The sequence below is a fragment of the Serratia sp. M24T3 genome (genome assembly GCF_000257645.1).
In the GTDB taxonomy this organism is placed as follows: domain Bacteria; phylum Pseudomonadota; class Gammaproteobacteria; order Enterobacterales; family Enterobacteriaceae; genus Rouxiella.
The window spans coordinates 22,180-39,699 of the sequence record NZ_AJHJ01000009.1; the positions used below are offsets into that span (position 1 = coordinate 22,180).

The following is a 17,520-nucleotide window of genomic DNA, read 5'->3' on the forward strand; positions in this document are numbered from 1 at the left end:
GTTACTCTCGCGGCCTGATACCTTGAATAATAATCTGCTGTAAGTTAGACACCGCCTGCTCAAAGAAAGCCTCGTCATCTAATGTCTGGCCGCTAATAGCTTCAATCTGCACGCCGAAATCGGCATAGTGCTGGGTGGTTGACCACAAAATAAACAACAGGTGCAAAGGCTCTATCGGCGCGAGTTGTCCGGCTTTTACCCATCCACGAATAATCGCAGATTTTTCGTCAACCAGCTGTTTAAGATGAGTACTCAACACCTGTTTAAGCAGCGGCGCGCCCTGCAACATCTCCAGGCAAAACAGTCGTGAAGCTTGAGGATGGTCACGCGACACGCAAAGCTTGAGATAGATATATTCTTTAATTGCCTGCATTGGCTGCTGATCAGCATTCAGCGCCGCCAGCGGCTCTAGCCAGATATCCAGCAAGTCTTTCAAAACCGCAACGTACAAATCTTCCTTTGACGGAAAGTAATACAGCAGATTGGTTTTTGAAACGTCGGCCCGCTCGGCCACCTGATCAAGGCTGGTACCATGAATACCGTATAAAGAAAAAAACTCTAATGCCGCAGCCATAATCGTGGTCCGTTTTGCCGCCACGGCACGCGAACGCCGGCTCGGCGGCTTTTTGTTCCCGGTCGTTCCCTCTGCTGCCACTGGCTTCATCCTCTATTCATCGACTCTTGCGTTTGCCAAGCATAACAAAACCCTGTCATCACGACCATGCCCGCCCATTGCCCGGAATTTACTGCATCTCACCGTCTAATCAACAGGCATTTCCGCACCATTTTCGTTCAATCTTGCATGATTTTCGTGCAGTTATTTTTTACCAAATGGTCCGATTTAGACCATTTGCTCTACCAAAATTTAGCACACATATTTAACACATTGATAATAAATGAATTTTAAAAACTGGCATCGAGTTTGCAATCAATACCTTACGTAGTCGAACAGCAAGGCGCAATTTGGAACCCGCAGGATGCACTCAAGCCGCGCTGTGTTGATTTGGATAGACAGGTAGTCGAAGCGCCCTGCCTAAGCCGGGCCAAATTCATTCAAGAGGTGTGCTATGAAAATCGGTGTCTTTATTCCTATCGGTAACAATGGCTGGTTGATTTCAGAAAACGCGCCACAGTATCAGCCGACTTTTGAGCTGAACAAAACCATCGTACTAAAAGCCGAACATTATAATTTTGATTTCGCGCTCTCGATGATCAAGTTACGCGGATTCGGCGGCAAGACTGAATTCTGGGAACACAACATGGAGTCTTTCACGCTGATGGCGGGTCTGGCTGCTGTTACCAGCAAAATCAAACTTTACGCTACCGCCGCTACGCTGGTTATGCCACCGGCGATTGTTGCACGCATGGCCGCGACCATTGACTCGATTTCCAACGGCCGCTTTGGCGTCAACGTCGTTACTGGCTGGCAGAAGCCTGAATATGAGCAGATGGGAATGTGGCCAGGCGATGAGTATTTTAGCCGTCGTTATGACTATTTAACCGAGTACGTCACAGTGCTGCGTGACCTGTGGGGCACCGGACACTGTGACATGAAAGGCGAATTCTTCAAGATGGACGACTGCCGCGTCAGTCCGCGTCCGCAGGCCGAGATGAAAATTATCTGTGCCGGGCAAAGCGATGCTGGCATGGCGTTCTCTGCCAAATATGCCGACTACAACTTCTGCTTTGGCAAAGGCGTGAATACCCCGACCGCATTTGCATCCGTTCCTGCACGCATGAAAGTTGCCGCCGAAGCCGAAAAACGCGATGTCGCTTCCTATGTATTGTTCATGATTATTGCTGATGAAAGTGACGCCGCGGCTCGCGCCAAGTGGGAGTCTTACAAAGAAGGTGCTGACAGCGAGGCGTTGGCCTGGCTGACCGATCAGGCCAGCAAAGACACCAAATCTGGCGCGGATACCAATGTTCGTCAGATGGGCGACCCGACTTCAGCGGTGAACATCAACATGGGTACGCTGGTAGGTTCCTACGCCAACGTGGCAAAAATGCTCGACGAAATTGCTACCGTACCAGGCACCGAGGGCGTACTGCTAACCTTCGACGATTTTGTTCAGGGAATTGAAAATTTTGGCCAGTTTATCCAGCCATTAATGAAAACTCGCCAATATCTGCTTAATGACTCATCTGCCGAAAAAGAGGTCGCGTAATGAAAATTGTTGAAAATGCCGTGGTACGTCGTGATCCGGGCTCGGTTGACGGCGAAGTTATTTTACCCGCACGCCCTGAGTCGCTGGCCTTTTCCCCGCAGCAGACGGCGCTTATCGTCATAGATATGCAGAATGCTTATGCCTCCAGGGGCGGCTATCTGGATCTGGCCGGTTTTGACGTTTCACATACCGGCCCGGTAATCGCCAACATCAAACGCGCTATCGCTGCCGCTCGCTCTGCGGGCATTAAAGTGATCTTTTTCCAGAACGGCTGGGATAATCAATACGTCGAGGCTGGCGGTGAAGGTTCACCAAACTTCCATAAATCCAATGCATTGAAAACCATGCGCAAGCACCCGGAACTGATGGGCAAGCTGCTGGCCAAGGGTGACTGGGATTACGATCTGGTTGATGAATTACAACCACAGCCTGGCGACATTGTGCTGCCAAAACCGCGCTACAGCGGCTTCTTCAATACCCAACTCGACAGCCTGCTGCGCAGCTACGGCATTCATCATCTGGTATTTACCGGGATTGCGACCAATGTGTGTGTGGAATCCACACTGCGCGATGGTTTCTTCCTGGAATATTTCAGCGTCGTGCTGGAAGACGCTACCCATCAGGCGGGTCCGGAATTTGCCCAGAAAGCGGCGATATACAACATTGAAACCTTCTTCGGCTGGGTTTCCAACGTCGACAGTTTCTGTAACACGGTAGCGAAAACCGCCGAGAAATTGAGCCAAACGGCCTGACTTACAGACAATAAATACTGCCCATTACACTTTGAAAAGGAAAAGCATTATGCCAAAAAGCATCATCATCCCTGAAGGCACCGGCGTACCCATTGCGCCATTTGTTCCCGGCACGCTGGCTGACGGCATTGTTTATGTTTCCGGAACCCTGCCGTTCGACAAAGATAATAATGTGGTGTTTCCCGGTGATGCCCAGGCGCAAACCCGCCATGTACTGGAGACCATCAAAGGGGTGATTGAAACCGCGGGCGGCACCATGGATGACGTGACTTTCAACTCGATTTTCATCACCGACTGGAGCAACTATGCCGCAGTTAACCAGGTCTACGCCGAATATTTTCCCGGCGAAAAACCGGCTCGTTTCTGCATACAGTGTGGCCTGGTCAAACCCGAAGCGCTGGTAGAGATAGCCTCCGTTGCCCACATAGGCAAATAACGACACCGCGAAACAAGGTGAGAATGGCATGAGCAAAACGTCCCTGTTTTACAAAGTTTCTGGCAGTACGTTACCTACGGCGCAAACCGTGGTGCTTTCGTCGGGTCTGGGCGGCGTACACGGATTTTGGCAGCCACAGCTGGCAATGCTGGAAAAGCATTTTCGGGTTGTCGTCTACGATCAGTTTGGTACTGGCCGCAGTCAGGGCGTAATTCCGGCAGGTTATCGCCTGGAAGACATGGCAGACGAGCTCGCCGCGCTGCTCAATACTCTTCAGATTGACCGCTGCCATCTTATTGGCCATGCATTAGGTGGCAATATTGGATTGCATTTGTCCCAACGCTACCCGGCGCTGCTGGAAAGTCTGGTGGTTGTCAACGGCTGGACAGTGCTTGATAGCCAGACTCGCCGCTGTTTCATGGTGCGCCAGGATTTGCTGCTCAACAGCGGCGTGGAAGCCTATGTGCGCGCCCAGCCGCTGTTCCTGTATCCGGCTGACTGGCTTTCAGCCCACGCGGATTTGATGGATCACGAACAGGCGCATCAGGTTGAGCATTTTCAAGGAATGGAAAACCTGCTGCATCGCTTGCAGGCACTGATGGCGCACGATCTCAGCGATAGTCTGGACAGCATTAATACGCCGACGCTGGCTTTCAGCTGCCAAGATGATCTGCTGGTACCGTGGCACTGCTCGAGCACGCTGGCGCGCAATCTGCCGATTGGTGAGCACTTGCAAATGAACTACGGCGGCCATGCGATGAGCGTGACCGATAGTGAAACCTTCAACCCTCTTTTACTGGAATGGCTGCTGCGTTTTGCGAGCGATGCCAATCCACAGACTTCGGAGTCCCAATGGCCGACGCATTAATTGCCAGCGCACTGGCAACATTATTTACTGAAGCACGGACTCACAATGGCTGGCAGGAAAAACCGGTCAGCGACGAACTGCTGCAACAGGCCTACGATTTGGCGCGCATGGGGCCAACATCGGCTAACTGTTGCCCATTGCGCGTGGTGTTTATTCGCAGCCAGGAGCAAAAAGAAAAGCTCGCTCCTGCACTGTCGAGCGGCAATCTGCAAAAGACTCTGAGCGCGCCAGTGACCGCCATTCTGGCTTACGATCCGGCGTTTTACGATCTGCTGCCGGAGCTTTATCCACACGGCGATGCCCGATCGTGGTTCACTTCAAGCCCTGAGTTGGCCCACGAGACTGCGTTTCGCAATGCCAGCCTGCAAGCGGCGTATCTGATCCTCGCGCTGCGCTCGCTGGGTCTCGATACCGGCCCAATGTCTGGATTCGATCAAGCCAAAGTTAACGACACCTTCCTGGCAGAGAGCGGCTGGAAAGCCAACTTCCTGCTCAATATCGGCTATGGCGACAGCGGCAAGGTTTATCCGCGTGCGCCGCGACTGGCCTTTGAGCGCGTCTGTAAAATCATCTGAACCAGCGAATAGCGGAGTGATTTATGTCTTTGAAACCTTTATCTCTGGAACCCATGCCTGAAAAAATTCTCGACATCCCGCTGACTGAACTGGCCGGGGTCGAAAAACAGGCCTTTCGCGATGCGATGTCACACCTCGGTTCGGCGGTGAATATCATCACTACCGATGGCAAGGCCGGACGTGCAGGATTTACCGCCTCAGCGGTGTGCAGCGTGACCGACACCCCACCAACGCTGCTGGTATGCCTGAATCGCTCGGCTTCGGTATACCCGATTTTCCAGCAGAATCAGGTGCTGTGTGTCAACACGCTGTCCGACAGCCACGAAGGGCTTTCTAATCTTTTTGGCGGTAAGACGCCGATGGAGCAGCGTTTTGCTGCCGCTAACTGGACTGCGATGGCGAGCGGCTCTCCGGCGCTCGAAGGCGCACTGACCTCGTTCGACTGCCGCGTGAGTCAGGTCACCAGCGTCGGCACCCATGATGTTTTGTTTTGCGAAGTCATCGATATTTTACGTAATGATGAAAGCCACGGATTGGTCTATTTCGACCGACGCTATCACCCTCTGATACGTCAAAAAACACAGGCCTGACAGCAGGCCTTTCCTCTGTTTTTTTATCACAGCGATATTAACAAGACGTGGAGAAGACGATGGCGAATACCTGGTTTCCTCAATGGCGAAAAAGGACCGGCAGTCTGGAAGGTGCAGTGATTGCTCCGGACGAGCGTTTGCCTTTAATACCAACGATTATCATGGGTTTACAGCACGCGGTAGCGATGTTTGGCGCGACAGTGTTAATGCCGCTGCTGATGGGTTTTGACGCCAATGTGTCGATCCTGATGTCAGGGATTGGGACTTTGCTGTTTTTCATCATCGTCGGCGGTCGAGTGCCGAGCTATTTGGGTTCCAGCGCCTCGTTTGTCGGCCTGGTGATTGCCGTCACCGGCTACAGCGGTCACGGCCCCAATCCGAATATTGCGCTGGCGCTGGGCGGTATTATTGCCTGTGGTGCACTGTATACGCTGATTGGCTTTGTGGTGATGGCAGTCGGCACGCGCTGGATTGAAAAACTGATGCCGCCGGTAGTTACTGGCGCCGTGGTGATGGCGATTGGGCTGAATCTGGCACCGATCGCGGTCAACAGTGTCTCTGCCTCAATGTTTGACAGCTGGATGGCGGTGGTAACCGTGCTGTGTATTGGCGGTATTGCAGTGTTTACTCGCGGGCTGATGCAGCGTCTGATGCTGTTGCTGGGCCTCATTGCGGCCTATGTGATTTATTTTGCCATCACTAACGTGCTCGGTTGGGGCAAGCCTATTGATTTTAGTGGCATTGCCAGCGCCGCGTGGATTGGCATGCCGAGCTTTACCGCACCCGTGTTTAGCAGCCATGCGATGCTGTTACTGATGCCGGTTGCAGTCATTCTGATTGCCGAAAACCTGGGTCATATCAAGGCTGTTGCAGGAATGACCGGTAAAAATCTTGACCCGTATCTGGGCCGCGCTTTTGTCGGTGATGGACTGGCTACCATGCTTTCTGCCTCTGCGGGCGGCACAGGGGTTACAACTTATGCTGAAAATATCGGCGTAATGTCGGTAACCAAGATTTACTCGACACTGATTTTCGTTGCTGCTGCCATAGTTGCCATTCTGTTGGGCTTCTCTCCCAAATTTGGTGCATTGATCCATACCATCCCCGGTCCGGTTTTAGGTGGCGCTTCAATTGTAGTATTTGGCCTGATTGCCGTTGCTGGCGCTCGCATCTGGCTGCAAAACCAGGTGGATTTGAACCAGAATGGCAACCTGATTATGGTCGCGGTGACGCTGGTGCTGGGGGCTGGCAACTTTTCGCTGACCTTCGGTGGATTCACCATGGGTGGGATAGGCACCGCCACTTTCGGGGCTATCCTGCTTAACGCGCTGCTTAAAAATAGAAAGCTCGCCGTTGTTGGCACGGATACTGCATTAAAAGATCACTGACGACCTCAGTTTCTCCTTAGCTCATCAACTTTGATGATCGCCAGCAGCTAATCGGTCCACCCGTCCGATTTACCTGCTGGTTTTTTTCTTTTTAATCCTCAAAAAACTATTTTAAATCAAGAGAGTTAAGTCAAAATCTTGTGCTGCGCACGGCCTTTAATGATGCGCATGGCTTAGGTGCTGCGCACGGCCTTAATGCTGCGCATAGCTTAGGTGCTGCGCACGGCCTTTAGCTTAACTTCAAATTCAAATTAATGCGCTTCGCTTACTGGGCTGCGGCCCAGACCGCCTCAAGGGTGGCCCTTGGGCCGCCACCCTTAAGAATCCCGGGCCCTTGTCGCCGTTGAATAAAACGGTTCTCAAGTTTGTAGCTCTTTCCAGTCACTCTTCTGTGTGGCGCGTTGCCGCGTGGCTCCGCCATTCCTTCGCTCGGTCAGGAGCCAAAAACGTCTCCTTCCTCTCACTCAGCGCCGTCACGGAGTGCGCCAATATTTGCCCCTAGGGAAAACCGCTCCCTCCTTTTTTAAATAAAACTCACAACGGCAAAGGAAAAATAATGGGTAAGAGCGATGGATTTTTGACTTTATGTCGGATGGAAAGTTTTTGGACCTAAGGTCAGGTTGCCTGTTTTTATAATTGTCGAGATTGGCGGCCTCGGGGCGGCGCTGAGGGAGGGAGAAAGACGTTTTTGGCTTTCGAACAAACGAGGGGACCGCGCAGCGGCGCGACCAACGCCACACACGGTGGCAACTGAAACAAACTCATCGTCTGGTGCCGTACAGGCAAACGACACCATAAGGGCGCGGAGATGCAAGAGGGCTCGCCCTGGAGACCTCTTGCCCGGTTCCGGCACTGCCGGTTAAATATCCATTGAAATAAGTGAACCGGAAAAACTGCTCGGAGTTTATCGGCCTTAAAAGTTAATCGCGACCAACGCCACACTTGATGCTGCGCACGGCCTTTAGCTTAACTTCAAATTCAAATTAATGCGCTTCGCTTACTGGGCTGCGGCCCAGACCGCCTCAAGGGTGGCCCTTGGGCCGCCACCCTTAAGAATCCTGGGCCCTTGTCGCCGTTGAATAAAACGGTTCTCAAGTTTGTAGCTCTTTCCAGTCACTCCTCTGTGTGGCGCGTTGCCGCGTGGCTCCGCCATTCCTTCGCTCGGTTAGGAGCCAAAAACGTCTCCCTCCCCTCACTCAGCGCCGTCACGGAGTGCGCCAATATTAGCCCCTAGGGAAAACCGCTCCCTCCTTTTTTTAAATAAAACTCACAACGGCAAAGGAAAAATAATGGGTAAGGGCGATGGATTTTTGACTTTATGCCGGATGGAAGGTCTTTTGACCTCAGCTTAGGTTGCCGGTTTTTCTTTTTAGCTGCTATTGGCGGCCTCGGGGCGGCGCTGAGGGAGTGAGAAAGACGCTTTTGGCTTTCGAACGAACGAGGGGACCGCGCAGCGGCGCGACCAACGCCACACTCGATAGTTACTGAAACGAACTCATCGTCTGGTGCCGTACAGCCAAACGACACCAAAGGGGCGCGGAGATGCAAGAGGGCTCGCCCTGGAGACCTCTTGCCCGGTTCCGGCACTGCCGGTTAAATGACCATTGAAATGAGTGAACCGGAAAAACGCCTCGGTGATCATTGACCTTAAAAATCCCATGCACAGCATTTAAAGCCCGTGCGCAGCACCCAAAGCACGGAGATGCAAGAGGGCTCGCCCTGGAGACCTCTTGCCCGGTTCCGGCGCTGCCGGTTAATTGACCATTGAATTTCGTGAACCGGAAAAACTGCTCAGTGATCATTGACCTTAAAAAGCCCGTGCGCAGCACCTAAAGCCTGTGCGCAGCATCTAAAGCCCCGCGCTGCGGAAAATCACTGAACGAGATCGCGGGCACAGTGATATCAATTAGCCGCATCTTGCGGAAATTCCGTGTCAGTCCCCACTTCGGGCAGATCCTCGAGCTGTGGTCGGATCCCTTCAGAAATATAATCTTTAGCCGCTTTAACGTGTTCGTTTCCCTGCTCGTCGCGCACCAATACATGTTTTATGGTGCCATCCTGTAAAACCTCACGATGAATTCCAGTAAATTTAGCCATTGCTGCCTCCCTATTGCCATTCAGTCATTGATTAGTTTGAGCATTTATCTCAACTTAATAAGCATAGCGTTTCCATGGCTTTTAGGAGTCCAAAGCCGCAAATCGATAAGTTTTAGCCGACAACCAACAAGAAATTATCAGCTCGACTTATTGGTCAATAAAAATCCGCACTTAGGCCAGCGGATATTACAATTTCCTGTTAAATTAACACTATAGTCATTGACCGAGTGACTGCTTCATCGCCGCTATATTCACAGGAGAATGACACATTGGATGCGAGTACTATCAACACACTTTTTTTCATAGGCGCAATGTTGGTAGCAGCAAGTATTCTGCTTAGCTCGCTCTCGTCACGCCTTGGCATTCCTATCCTGGTTATCTTTCTCGCTATCGGCATGCTGGCCGGGGTCGATGGTATTGGTGGTATCGTTTTTGACAACTATCCCGCCGCCTATCTGGTTAGCAATCTGGCACTGGCGGTGATCCTGCTCGATGGCGGCATGCGCACTCGCGCCTCATCATTTCGCGTGGCACTTTGGCCCGCACTTTCGCTGGCCACCGTCGGCGTACTGATTACCGCAGGATTGACCGGCCTCGCCGCGGCCTGGCTATTTCACATCAACCTGATGCAAGGTTTGTTGATCGGGGCGATTATTGGATCAACCGATGCCGCCGCCGTGTTTTCGCTAATTGGCGGTAAAGGATTAAACGAACGCGTTAGTGCGACGCTGGAAATAGAGTCGGGCAGCAATGATCCCATGGCCGTATTTCTGACTATCACCCTGATCGATATGATTGCCAAGGGCGAGCACGGGCTAAGTTGGATGTTCGTCGTCGACGTAATCCGCCAGTTTGGATTAGGCATTAGCTTCGGGCTGGTCGGTGGATGGCTGCTGCAACAGCTTATTAACCGCGTCACACTACCAACCGGTCTCTATCCCTTGCTGGCTTTCAGCGGCGGCTTGCTCGTTTATGCTGCTACGGTCAGCCTCGAGGGCAGTGGAATTTTGGCGGTTTATCTCTGCGGTTTGATGTTGGGCAACCTGCCAGTGCGAAATAAACACGGCATCATGCAGACCTTCGATGGGTTGGCGTGGCTGAGCCAGATTGCCATGTTCCTGGTGCTGGGCCTGCTGCTGACGCCCAGCGATCTGCTGCCGATTGCTGTTTCTGCGCTGGCATTGTCGCTGTGGATGATCCTGTTTGCCCGCCCATTATCGGTATTTGTCGGCCTGCTGCCCTTCAAAAATTTTACCCTGCGCGAGCGCTTTTTTATCTCCTGGGTGGGTTTACGCGGCGCAGTTCCGATTATTTTGGCCGTATTTCCGATGATGGCCGGTATTCCGCAAGCGCATCTTTATTTCAACGTGGCGTTCTTTATCGTGCTGGTCTCGCTGCTATTGCAGGGAACTTCGCTGGGATTTGCGGCGAAAAAAGCCAAGGTGATTATTCCCCCTGCCCCGACGCCTATTTCCCGCGTTGGGCTAGACATTGACATCTATACCCAGTGGGAGCATTTCATCTATCAACTTGGGTCTGAGAAATGGTGTGTCGGTGCGGCACTGCGTGATTTAAAAATGCCGAAAGAAACTCGCATCGCGGCGCTGTTTCGCGGCACGGTGATGCTGCATCCTACCGGCAGCACGCGGCTCAAGGAGGGTGATATTCTTTGCGTAATCGGTCAGGAGAAAGATTTACCAGAATTAGGCAAGCTGTTCAGCGATACCAATGCGGTCGTGATGGATGAACGCTTCTTCGGCGACTTTATTCTGGAAGCGGATGCGCCGTTGGAAGCCATTTCTCAGGTCTATGGTTTGAACCTCGACGAATCAATCGACAAAACGCTGTCGCTGGGGCATTTCGTCATCCAGCTATTGGGGGGTGAACCGGTTATTGGCGACCATATCGAGTGGGATGGCCTGACCTGGACAATCGCCGAGATGGAAGGTAAACGGGTGAGCAAGGTGGGCGTGCGCATCGTAACGCAGCAGGCTTGACCACTTAAAGAAAGCTGCCGGCCATTACCCACAAAAAAGCCTGCTACGATAGCAGGCTTTCTTTTGAACTCAGAGAAAGCAGATTACATGCCTGACTGTGGGTCTTTATCGTAATCTGAACAGCTTTGGAAGCCTTTGTTCATCACATGACCGGTGTCATTGTAGCTAACAAAATAGGTCTGTGCTTTGCCATCACGAGGGGCAACGGCATAAGTCTGGCAAGTCCCTTTCGCGTGGATCATGGTAATTTCGGTAGACGGTGGACCGGCAATTGCGCGAACCTGAGATCGGGTCATTCCGACTTTCACATCACTGACCACTGGATCTTTAACATAGCTTGCAGCTCGGTCATAAGTCTGACAACCCGCAAGTACGGAAACCGCTGTAGCAACCATAATCAACATTTTCTTATTCATGACTTCTCCTCCAGAAGTGCTTTATGTTCCATTAAGGCTAGAAGAAAATGGTCATTAATCAAATTTTTAGTACTTTTATTTGTTGATTCAGGCCCTAATTCGGCTTTATCTGATCTTTTAGACACGATTACGGTCAGAAAGCCGACACCTCTGCGTGATATTCCAGCCATTTTGTTCTATAAATGAAGAAGGTAAGCCATTGAGAATAATGTGAGCGGAATAATTTATGCTCATTAAACCCTGCCGAGCAGGTCAGTGCCCAATACGGACAAGGAGCAGTGCCAATGCCGCTGGATCGAAGACGTTTTTGTGCTCTTCTCGGTTTTATACCGTTAATGACACTTCCGCGGTGGAGCTTTGCCGAGCCAAGAGAGGTGGCCATGGAGGTTTTGCACATCACCAAACCCGACGGCGGCGTGCCCAACAGCCCCCTGCCCGTGCTGATTTATCATCGTGTCATTCCTCCTGAGGCGGTAGACAATGCCGACTATCTCGAGCATTTGTTTAGCACCAACGGTTGGCCGCCGCAGTGGCGCTATGGCGTCTATACCTTTACCCATTTCCACAGCAATACGCCCGAGGCGCTGGGGGTGTTTGCCGGCTCGGCCAAGCTACAACTGGGTGGCGAGAAAGGTAGCATTATTCAGGTGAATGTAGGCGATGTACTGCTGCTGCCAGCCGGTGTCGGTCACAAACAAGTCTCTGCCGATGACAACTTTATGATGGTCGGGGCTTATCCGCCAAATACCACTGCCGACTTGTGCCATGACGAACCATCAAAACTTGCCGCACGCAGCAAAGCGGTCGCCAAAGTGCCACTTCCGGCCAGCGATCCGGTTACTGGCCACACAGAAGGCAGCATGCTGCTGTGGCACAGCGCGAATGCTCAAAGCAAATAACTTGCCCGCAAACACTGTAATTTTTGCTTTTGCGCAGTGTAATGCAGACAAGAAATAAGTAAATGTGATGGAAAAATGGCCAAAACGGCCATTTTTTTATTAGGCGGGGACTCTTTATGACTCGGATTCTGCGACGAAGCCAATGCTAATTCTCATGCTCACAGCCAGTGCTGAGCGCACACAAGCTCACCATCGGTGAAACGCGACAGGCGATAAGGCGTGGCGTCGACAATCGGAGTCGCGTTCTGCACCAAATCCGCCATCAGCTGACCGGCCGCGGGAGCAATACCAAAACCATGCCCTGAAAAACCCGTTGCGATATACAGCCCGGCAACGTTGTCTACGCCAGAGATCACCGGGATAGCATCCGGCATAGTATCAATCAGCCCAGCCCAGCTTTGTGCCACCTGTAATCCGTCGAAGGCTGGCAATGCCCGTTTCAGATCCCCCACCATTTGCTGCAATGAAGGCTGATGCGGCGCGGGATCCAGCACGCGAATGCGCTCGTAAATGGACGTTTTATCAGCTTGCCCAGGTTTCCATAACAGCGCTTCCTCAACAAATCTCGCCCCCAGTTTCAGCTTCAACGCTCCCCGCTCTACCTTAAACGCCGGCATAAACTGCTTCATAAAACGCAGCCCATCAGGCGTAATATCAACCACGTTGGTGGCAGAACTGGCGATAGTCCAGCCGCCGTCGAGCCGCTTGCGCATCGCGACGCTCCCCAAACTCACGCAGGAAGAGATATCGGCCTCGAGCGGACGGGTACGCATTACCGTTGAAAGCACTTTAAGCTGTGGGATTTCAACACCGCAGCCTTGCAGCAGCAAACGCGACCAGGCTCCTCCGGCAACGACCACCGACTGGCAGTTTATCGCCCCGTGTTCAGTAACGACCTGACTGACTCGCCCGCCGCTGCGCTCGATGGTGCGAACCGCGCAGTGCTGTTGCAGATTAAGGCCCGCCTCAATAGCTGCCATCGCCATGGCCGGCGCTGCTTTTTGCGGTTCGGCACGCCCATCGGCCTCGGTAAAAAGCGCACCGGCAAAGCTTGAGGTCAGACCCGGAACCCGCGCGGCCAACTCCGACGGGCCGAGCATCTGGCTGTGGATATCGTACTGTCTGGCTTCCTCAATCCAGCGCAAATGCCTCTCGCGCTGCTGTTCGTTGCGCGAGCTATAGATTATTCCCTCGCGACGAAATCCCGTTTCACGACCCGTGGTCTGGTTCATGGTTTCCCAAAGTTGCATGCTGGCATTGATCAGCGGCAGTTCGCGAATATCGCGACCAGTACGGCGACACCAGCCCCAGTTGCGGCTGGACTGTTCGGCGGCCACAGTGCCCTTTTCCAGCAACACGGTTTGCACGCCTTGCCTCACCAAAGCCAGCGCGGTGGCGATACCGACTATTCCCCCGCCAATGACGACGACCTCTGTCTGGCGCGGGAAATCTGCCGAAGAAGGCACAACATCGACTATTGGTCCCATTACTTACCTCAATCAAATGAAAAATAAGTGATTAATACTGATCTTCAACCGTCCAGTTTACCGGGATCTCGGCAATACTGGTGGTGGTTGGCAGCTCCAGAACCGTGCGAACCAGGTGTGCCAAGTCTTCAGGCTGGGTCATTTTTTCCGGTTCGGCGCTGGAAAGTGCGGTGCCCATATCGGTGGCGACGAATCCCGGACAAATTGCGGTGCAGCGAATTCCCGCCTCATCACCAATGCGACGCAGACCGTGAGCCAAAGCCAGCGCAGCAAATTTACTCATAGAATACAGGCTTGAACGCTCACCGCGGACGCGCTTGCCGGACAGCGACACCAGCATCACGATACGCCCCTGACCGCTGTCCACCAGATGCGGCCACACTTTTCGGCTCAGGCGCATTGGAGATTTCACATTGGTATCAAAGGTTTGATCAAATTCTTCATCCGTAGCTTTAAGCACTGATACCGGCAACATCACCCCGGCATTGTGCACAATGGCATCAATTTTTCCGAATTTTGCCACAGTCGCGGCAACCCAGCGGTCTTCAGTTTGCGGGTCGAGCGCGTCAAATTGGCACACCAACTGGCGGTCTTGATGCTCAATCAGCACGTCTTCCGGCTTGCGGCAGCCGAGACTGACATCCCAGCCGTTGTCGATCAGGTTTTTGGCAATCGCCGCGCCGATTCCTCGGCTGGCTCCGCTTATCATGGCGACTCGTCGTGGACTATTGCTCATCGGCTTGCTCTCTTTATCTTGGTAAAAGAAATGATAATCAATTAGTTAGCGCGTAGATACCCGTTCAGGTGAGCTGAGGCGTTTATCCAGCGGGTTAAGCATTGGTTCGATTTTAGCCACTTCCTCACGCAGCAAAGCTACGTGCTGCGCGATCAGTTCTGGCGTCAGGCGAGGAGAAAGCAGCGTCAGGCCCAAAGAGGCGACAGTACCGGTTCCTGATACGGTCACGGGCACCGCAATACCGGCAATTCCGGGAATTAATTCACCGGAATCAATGGCAAACCCCTGCTCCGCCGTTTCCGCTATCCAGCGTTCAATACGTTCTGGCGTCAGCATCGGGTATCCCGCCATGCGCGGCAGGTTTCGGGCAATAATCTGCTCACGTTCTTCCAGCGACAAAAATGACAGGATCGCCAGACTGCCCGGCCCCACGCCCAGCGGGACAAAGCCACCAATGGAACCGGTCAGCGTTTGCATCTGAAAGTCTCCGTCAAAGCGGTCAATACAGACTGAATCATCTTTGTCGCGAGCCATCAGCATCACTGTCTCTCCGGTCTGCTGACGAATGCGTTCCAACGCAGGTTGAAAATGATGACGTAAACCGGGACCATTCGCCGCCTTCACGCCCAATATCAAGAGCTTGGTTCCAAGACGGTAATGTTTTCCGCCGTGCATTTTGTTAAGAAAACCGTGATCCACCAGCGAATTCAGAATGCGGTGACAGGTGACTTTATTCAGACCCGATAGCTCGCACAGCGTTTTGAGTGTCGCGCCATCGCTGCCGGCACTGGCCACCAAATCAAGCAAAAGTACTGCTCGATCTAAAAGTTGCACCCCATTCTTTCCCGCCGATTCACTCATCCAAACCCTCCATCAAAAACCTTAAAATTCCACATTATGAAACAAGTTAACATAAGATTTCGGTATGTGGTTTTTTATTGACACAAGATTTAGCATACATCACATTCAATTGACAACCAGGCGGCATCATTTACTGAGTACAGGTAGGCAAACCATGACCCAGGCATTTGATAATCAGCAGGCACAGGACGCAACGCTACCAGAACATTTAACGACTTTGTTCAGCCCTTTTACCCTTAAGGGGCTAACGCTGAAAAATCGTGTGATGAGCACCAGTCATGCGCCGGGCTATGCCGTGGCCGGCAAGCCGGGTGAAAAATATATTGCCTATCATGAAGAAAAAGCCAAAGGCGGGCTGGCGATGACCAGTTTCGGCGGCTCTTCTTCCGTTTCGATGGACTCCCCCGCCGGCCAATGGCGACAAATCTCCGTCGCCGCCGATGACATTATTCCGTCGTTTCGCGAATTTGCAGCGCGCATTCATCGCCACGATACCGCGCTAATGTGCCAGCTTAGCCATCTCGGCCATCGCTCTCGTTATGACGTAGATCCCTGGCTAGCTCCGATTGCCCCCTCTGCGTTGAAAGAATTTGCTCATCGTTCCTTTGCCCGCGAGATGGACGAGTTTGACATTCGCCGCGTCGTTGCCGATTTCGGACAGGCCGCGCGCCGCTGCCGTGAGGGTGATATTGACGCGGTGGAAATCATCAGCTCCGGCGCGCATCTGATTGGTCAGTTTCTCTCACCGGCCACCAACCAGCGCACCGATGGTTACGGCGGATCGCTGCAAAACCGTGCACGTTTCGGCCTTGAAGTTTTTGAATCGATTCGTAAATTTGCCGGTGACGATTACGTTGCCGGTCTGCGCCTGCCCAGCGACGAGATGATCGCCGATGGTCTGAATCATGAGCAGTGTCTGGAGATTGCCGCGCTGTATGGCAAATCGGGTCTGGTGGATTTTCTGACTATTTCTACCGCGCAAAACGCCTCACCGATGGGGCTGGCGCGGTCGATCCCCGGCATGTGGGCCCCGCCGCATCCTTATGTGGATTTAGCCAGTGAGATGCGGCGCGCTGCCGGAATTCCCGTCTTCCACGCAGGGCGATTTCTCACACTGGATCAGGCTGCGCAGGCCGTTAATAGCGGGCAGATTGACATGGTTGGCATGACGCGGGCGCACATTGCCGATCCGCATTTGGTGAGAAAAGCCCTGAGCGGGCGCAGTGCGGATATTCGCCCGTGCGTGGGTGCCAACTATTGTGTGGAGCGCCTGCATCTCGGCGGGCAATCACTGTGCCTGCATAACGTAGTCACTGGCCGTGAAACCAGCCTGGCCCACGAAATCACCCCTGCCGTAGATAAAAGGAAAGTGGTGATCGTCGGTGCAGGTCCTGGAGGACTTGAAGCCGCCCGAGTTTGTGCAGAACGCGGCCATCAGGTCACGTTATTTGAAGCACAAAGCAAAGTTGGCGGCCAGACGTTGATAGCGGCCAAAGGCGGATGGCGCGCTCAGTTAGCCGATATTTCGCGCTGGCTGCTGCTGCAAATCGAAAATCGCGGCGTTGACCTGCGACTGGGTATTCGCGCTACGGCAGAGGATATTTTGCACTGCCAGCCGGAGGTGGTGATTATCGCCACGGGAGGAACCGCCAGCCTCGGGCAGTTTGCCGGACATGAACTGGCGGTCAGCGCACGCGCCATTCTGGCCGATGAAGTTGCCCCCGCTGCACGCGTTTTGCTGTTTGACGACAATGGTTACAACCCCGGCCCATCATGCGCCGAAAAAATGCTGCGCGCTGGCAGTCAGGTAGATATTGTCACCCCAGAGAATCGTTTAGGCGTAGAGATGACCGCCTCAAACTACGCCGTTCACCTGCGTAACATTTATCAATTGGGCGGAGTAATCACTCCTGACCATCAGCTTCTCAGCCTGACTCGCAGCGAAAACGGCACTTTATTGGCGCGGCTTCGCAACCAGTTTTCCGAGCAGGAAATGATTCGCGAGGTGGATCAGGTGGTGGTCGAGCATGGTTCAATCCCAGACGACACCCTTTTTCACCAGCTTAAATCACAGGCTTACAACCACGGCAACACTGACTGGCAGGCGTTTGTCGACCTTGCTCCACAGCCTGATTTTGACCGTCTCTCCGGCGAATTTGCCATTTTCCGCATCGGCGACGCACTGGCGAGTCGTGATATTCACGCCGCCATGTTTGATGCCATGCGCATTAGCTTGACCCTCTAGCCAGG

16 protein-coding genes are annotated in these 17,520 nt (G+C 53.0%); 10 read left to right on the top strand and 6 right to left on the bottom strand.

The features are described from left to right. Position 1: 1 nt before the first annotated feature. Positions 2 to 664, bottom strand: coding sequence for an HTH-type transcriptional regulator RutR (rutR, locus tag SPM24T3_RS09675; protein ID WP_009636565.1), 663 nt, complete (start codon positions 662 to 664; stop codon positions 2 to 4). A 403-nt stretch (positions 665 to 1,067) separates the two neighbouring features. On the opposite strand from rutR, the gene rutA reads away from it, so the two are divergent. Genes rutA through rutG form a run of 7 tightly spaced genes read left to right on the top strand, consistent with a single transcriptional unit; the run spans position 1,068 to position 6,777 of the window. Continuing rightward, entirely contained in the window at positions 1,068 to 2,168 is a 1,101-nt protein-coding gene (rutA, locus tag SPM24T3_RS09680; protein ID WP_009636566.1) for a pyrimidine utilization protein A, read from the top strand. Next, positions 2,168 to 2,920 carry a pyrimidine utilization protein B gene (rutB, locus tag SPM24T3_RS09685; RefSeq protein WP_009636567.1) on the top strand — a complete coding sequence of 251 codons (753 nt, stop codon included), beginning with the start codon at positions 2,168 to 2,170 and terminating at the stop codon, positions 2,918 to 2,920. Before rutA ends, rutB begins: the two co-directional genes overlap by 1 nt. A gap of 49 nt (positions 2,921 to 2,969) precedes the next feature. After that, entirely contained in the window at positions 2,970 to 3,356 is a 387-nt protein-coding gene (gene rutC, locus SPM24T3_RS09690; RefSeq protein ID WP_009636568.1) for a pyrimidine utilization protein C, read from the top strand. Positions 3,357 to 3,399: 43 nt separating this feature from the next. Next, positions 3,400 to 4,224 carry a pyrimidine utilization protein D gene (gene rutD, locus SPM24T3_RS09695; RefSeq protein ID WP_037378157.1) on the top strand — a complete coding sequence of 275 codons (825 nt, stop codon included), beginning with the start codon at positions 3,400 to 3,402 and terminating at the stop codon, positions 4,222 to 4,224. Then, positions 4,209 to 4,799 (top strand): malonic semialdehyde reductase, encoded by a 591-nt coding sequence (locus SPM24T3_RS09700; protein ID WP_009636570.1) that lies wholly within the window; start codon positions 4,209 to 4,211, stop codon positions 4,797 to 4,799. The genes rutD and SPM24T3_RS09700 overlap by 16 nt, the downstream gene beginning before the upstream one ends. A 53-nt stretch (positions 4,800 to 4,852) precedes the next feature. Then, on the top strand, positions 4,853 to 5,389 hold the full coding sequence (rutF, locus tag SPM24T3_RS09705) for an NADH-dependent FMN reductase RutF (protein ID WP_037378160.1): 537 nt from the start codon (positions 4,853 to 4,855) through the stop codon (positions 5,387 to 5,389). Positions 5,390 to 5,448: 59 nt separating this feature from the next. Further along, the gene (rutG, locus tag SPM24T3_RS09710; protein ID WP_009636572.1) at positions 5,449 to 6,777 is read left to right on the top strand and encodes a pyrimidine utilization transport protein G; all 1,329 of its coding nucleotides are present in this window, start codon (positions 5,449 to 5,451) and stop codon (positions 6,775 to 6,777) included. Positions 6,778 to 8,679: 1,902 nt separating this feature from the next. Here the strand turns inward: rutG and SPM24T3_RS09715 are convergent. Beyond that, complete coding sequence (locus SPM24T3_RS09715) at positions 8,680 to 8,874, bottom strand: hypothetical protein (protein WP_009636573.1); 195 nt, start codon at positions 8,872 to 8,874, stop codon at positions 8,680 to 8,682. 269 nt (positions 8,875 to 9,143) lie between these two features. Here SPM24T3_RS09715 and SPM24T3_RS09720 point away from each other — a divergent pair, with 269 nt between their 5' ends. Then, positions 9,144 to 10,871 carry a potassium/proton antiporter gene (locus SPM24T3_RS09720; protein WP_009636574.1) on the top strand — a complete coding sequence of 576 codons (1,728 nt, stop codon included), beginning with the start codon at positions 9,144 to 9,146 and terminating at the stop codon, positions 10,869 to 10,871. 83 nt (positions 10,872 to 10,954) lie between these two features. Here the strand turns inward: SPM24T3_RS09720 and osmE are convergent, their stop codons facing one another. Next, the gene (gene osmE, locus SPM24T3_RS09725) at positions 10,955 to 11,287 is read right to left on the bottom strand and encodes an osmotically-inducible lipoprotein OsmE (RefSeq protein ID WP_009636575.1); all 333 of its coding nucleotides are present in this window, start codon (positions 11,285 to 11,287) and stop codon (positions 10,955 to 10,957) included. Positions 11,288 to 11,571: 284 nt separating this feature from the next. On the opposite strand from osmE, the gene SPM24T3_RS09730 reads away from it, so the two are divergent. Next, positions 11,572 to 12,186, top strand: a complete 615-nt coding sequence (locus SPM24T3_RS09730) for a cupin (RefSeq protein ID WP_037378112.1) — start codon at positions 11,572 to 11,574, stop codon at positions 12,184 to 12,186. A gap of 158 nt (positions 12,187 to 12,344) precedes the next feature. Here the strand turns inward: SPM24T3_RS09730 and SPM24T3_RS09735 are convergent, their stop codons facing one another. From SPM24T3_RS09735 to SPM24T3_RS09745, 3 genes are read right to left on the bottom strand one after another with little or no spacing between them, the layout of a single operon-like run. Then, a complete protein-coding gene (locus SPM24T3_RS09735) occupies positions 12,345 to 13,673 on the bottom strand; it encodes an FAD-binding oxidoreductase (protein ID WP_009636577.1) in 1,329 nt (442 codons plus the stop codon). A 31-nt stretch (positions 13,674 to 13,704) separates the two neighbouring features. Continuing rightward, positions 13,705 to 14,409 (bottom strand): SDR family NAD(P)-dependent oxidoreductase, encoded by a 705-nt coding sequence (locus SPM24T3_RS09740; RefSeq protein ID WP_037378115.1) that lies wholly within the window; start codon positions 14,407 to 14,409, stop codon positions 13,705 to 13,707. A 45-nt stretch (positions 14,410 to 14,454) separates the two neighbouring features. After that, entirely contained in the window at positions 14,455 to 15,270 is an 816-nt protein-coding gene (locus SPM24T3_RS09745) for an IclR family transcriptional regulator (protein ID WP_009636579.1), read from the bottom strand. A gap of 154 nt (positions 15,271 to 15,424) precedes the next feature. Between SPM24T3_RS09745 and SPM24T3_RS09750 the strand changes: the two genes are divergently transcribed. Beyond that, positions 15,425 to 17,515, top strand: a complete 2,091-nt coding sequence (locus tag SPM24T3_RS09750) for an NADH:flavin oxidoreductase (RefSeq protein WP_009636580.1) — start codon at positions 15,425 to 15,427, stop codon at positions 17,513 to 17,515. Positions 17,516 to 17,520: the final 5 nt, after the last annotated feature.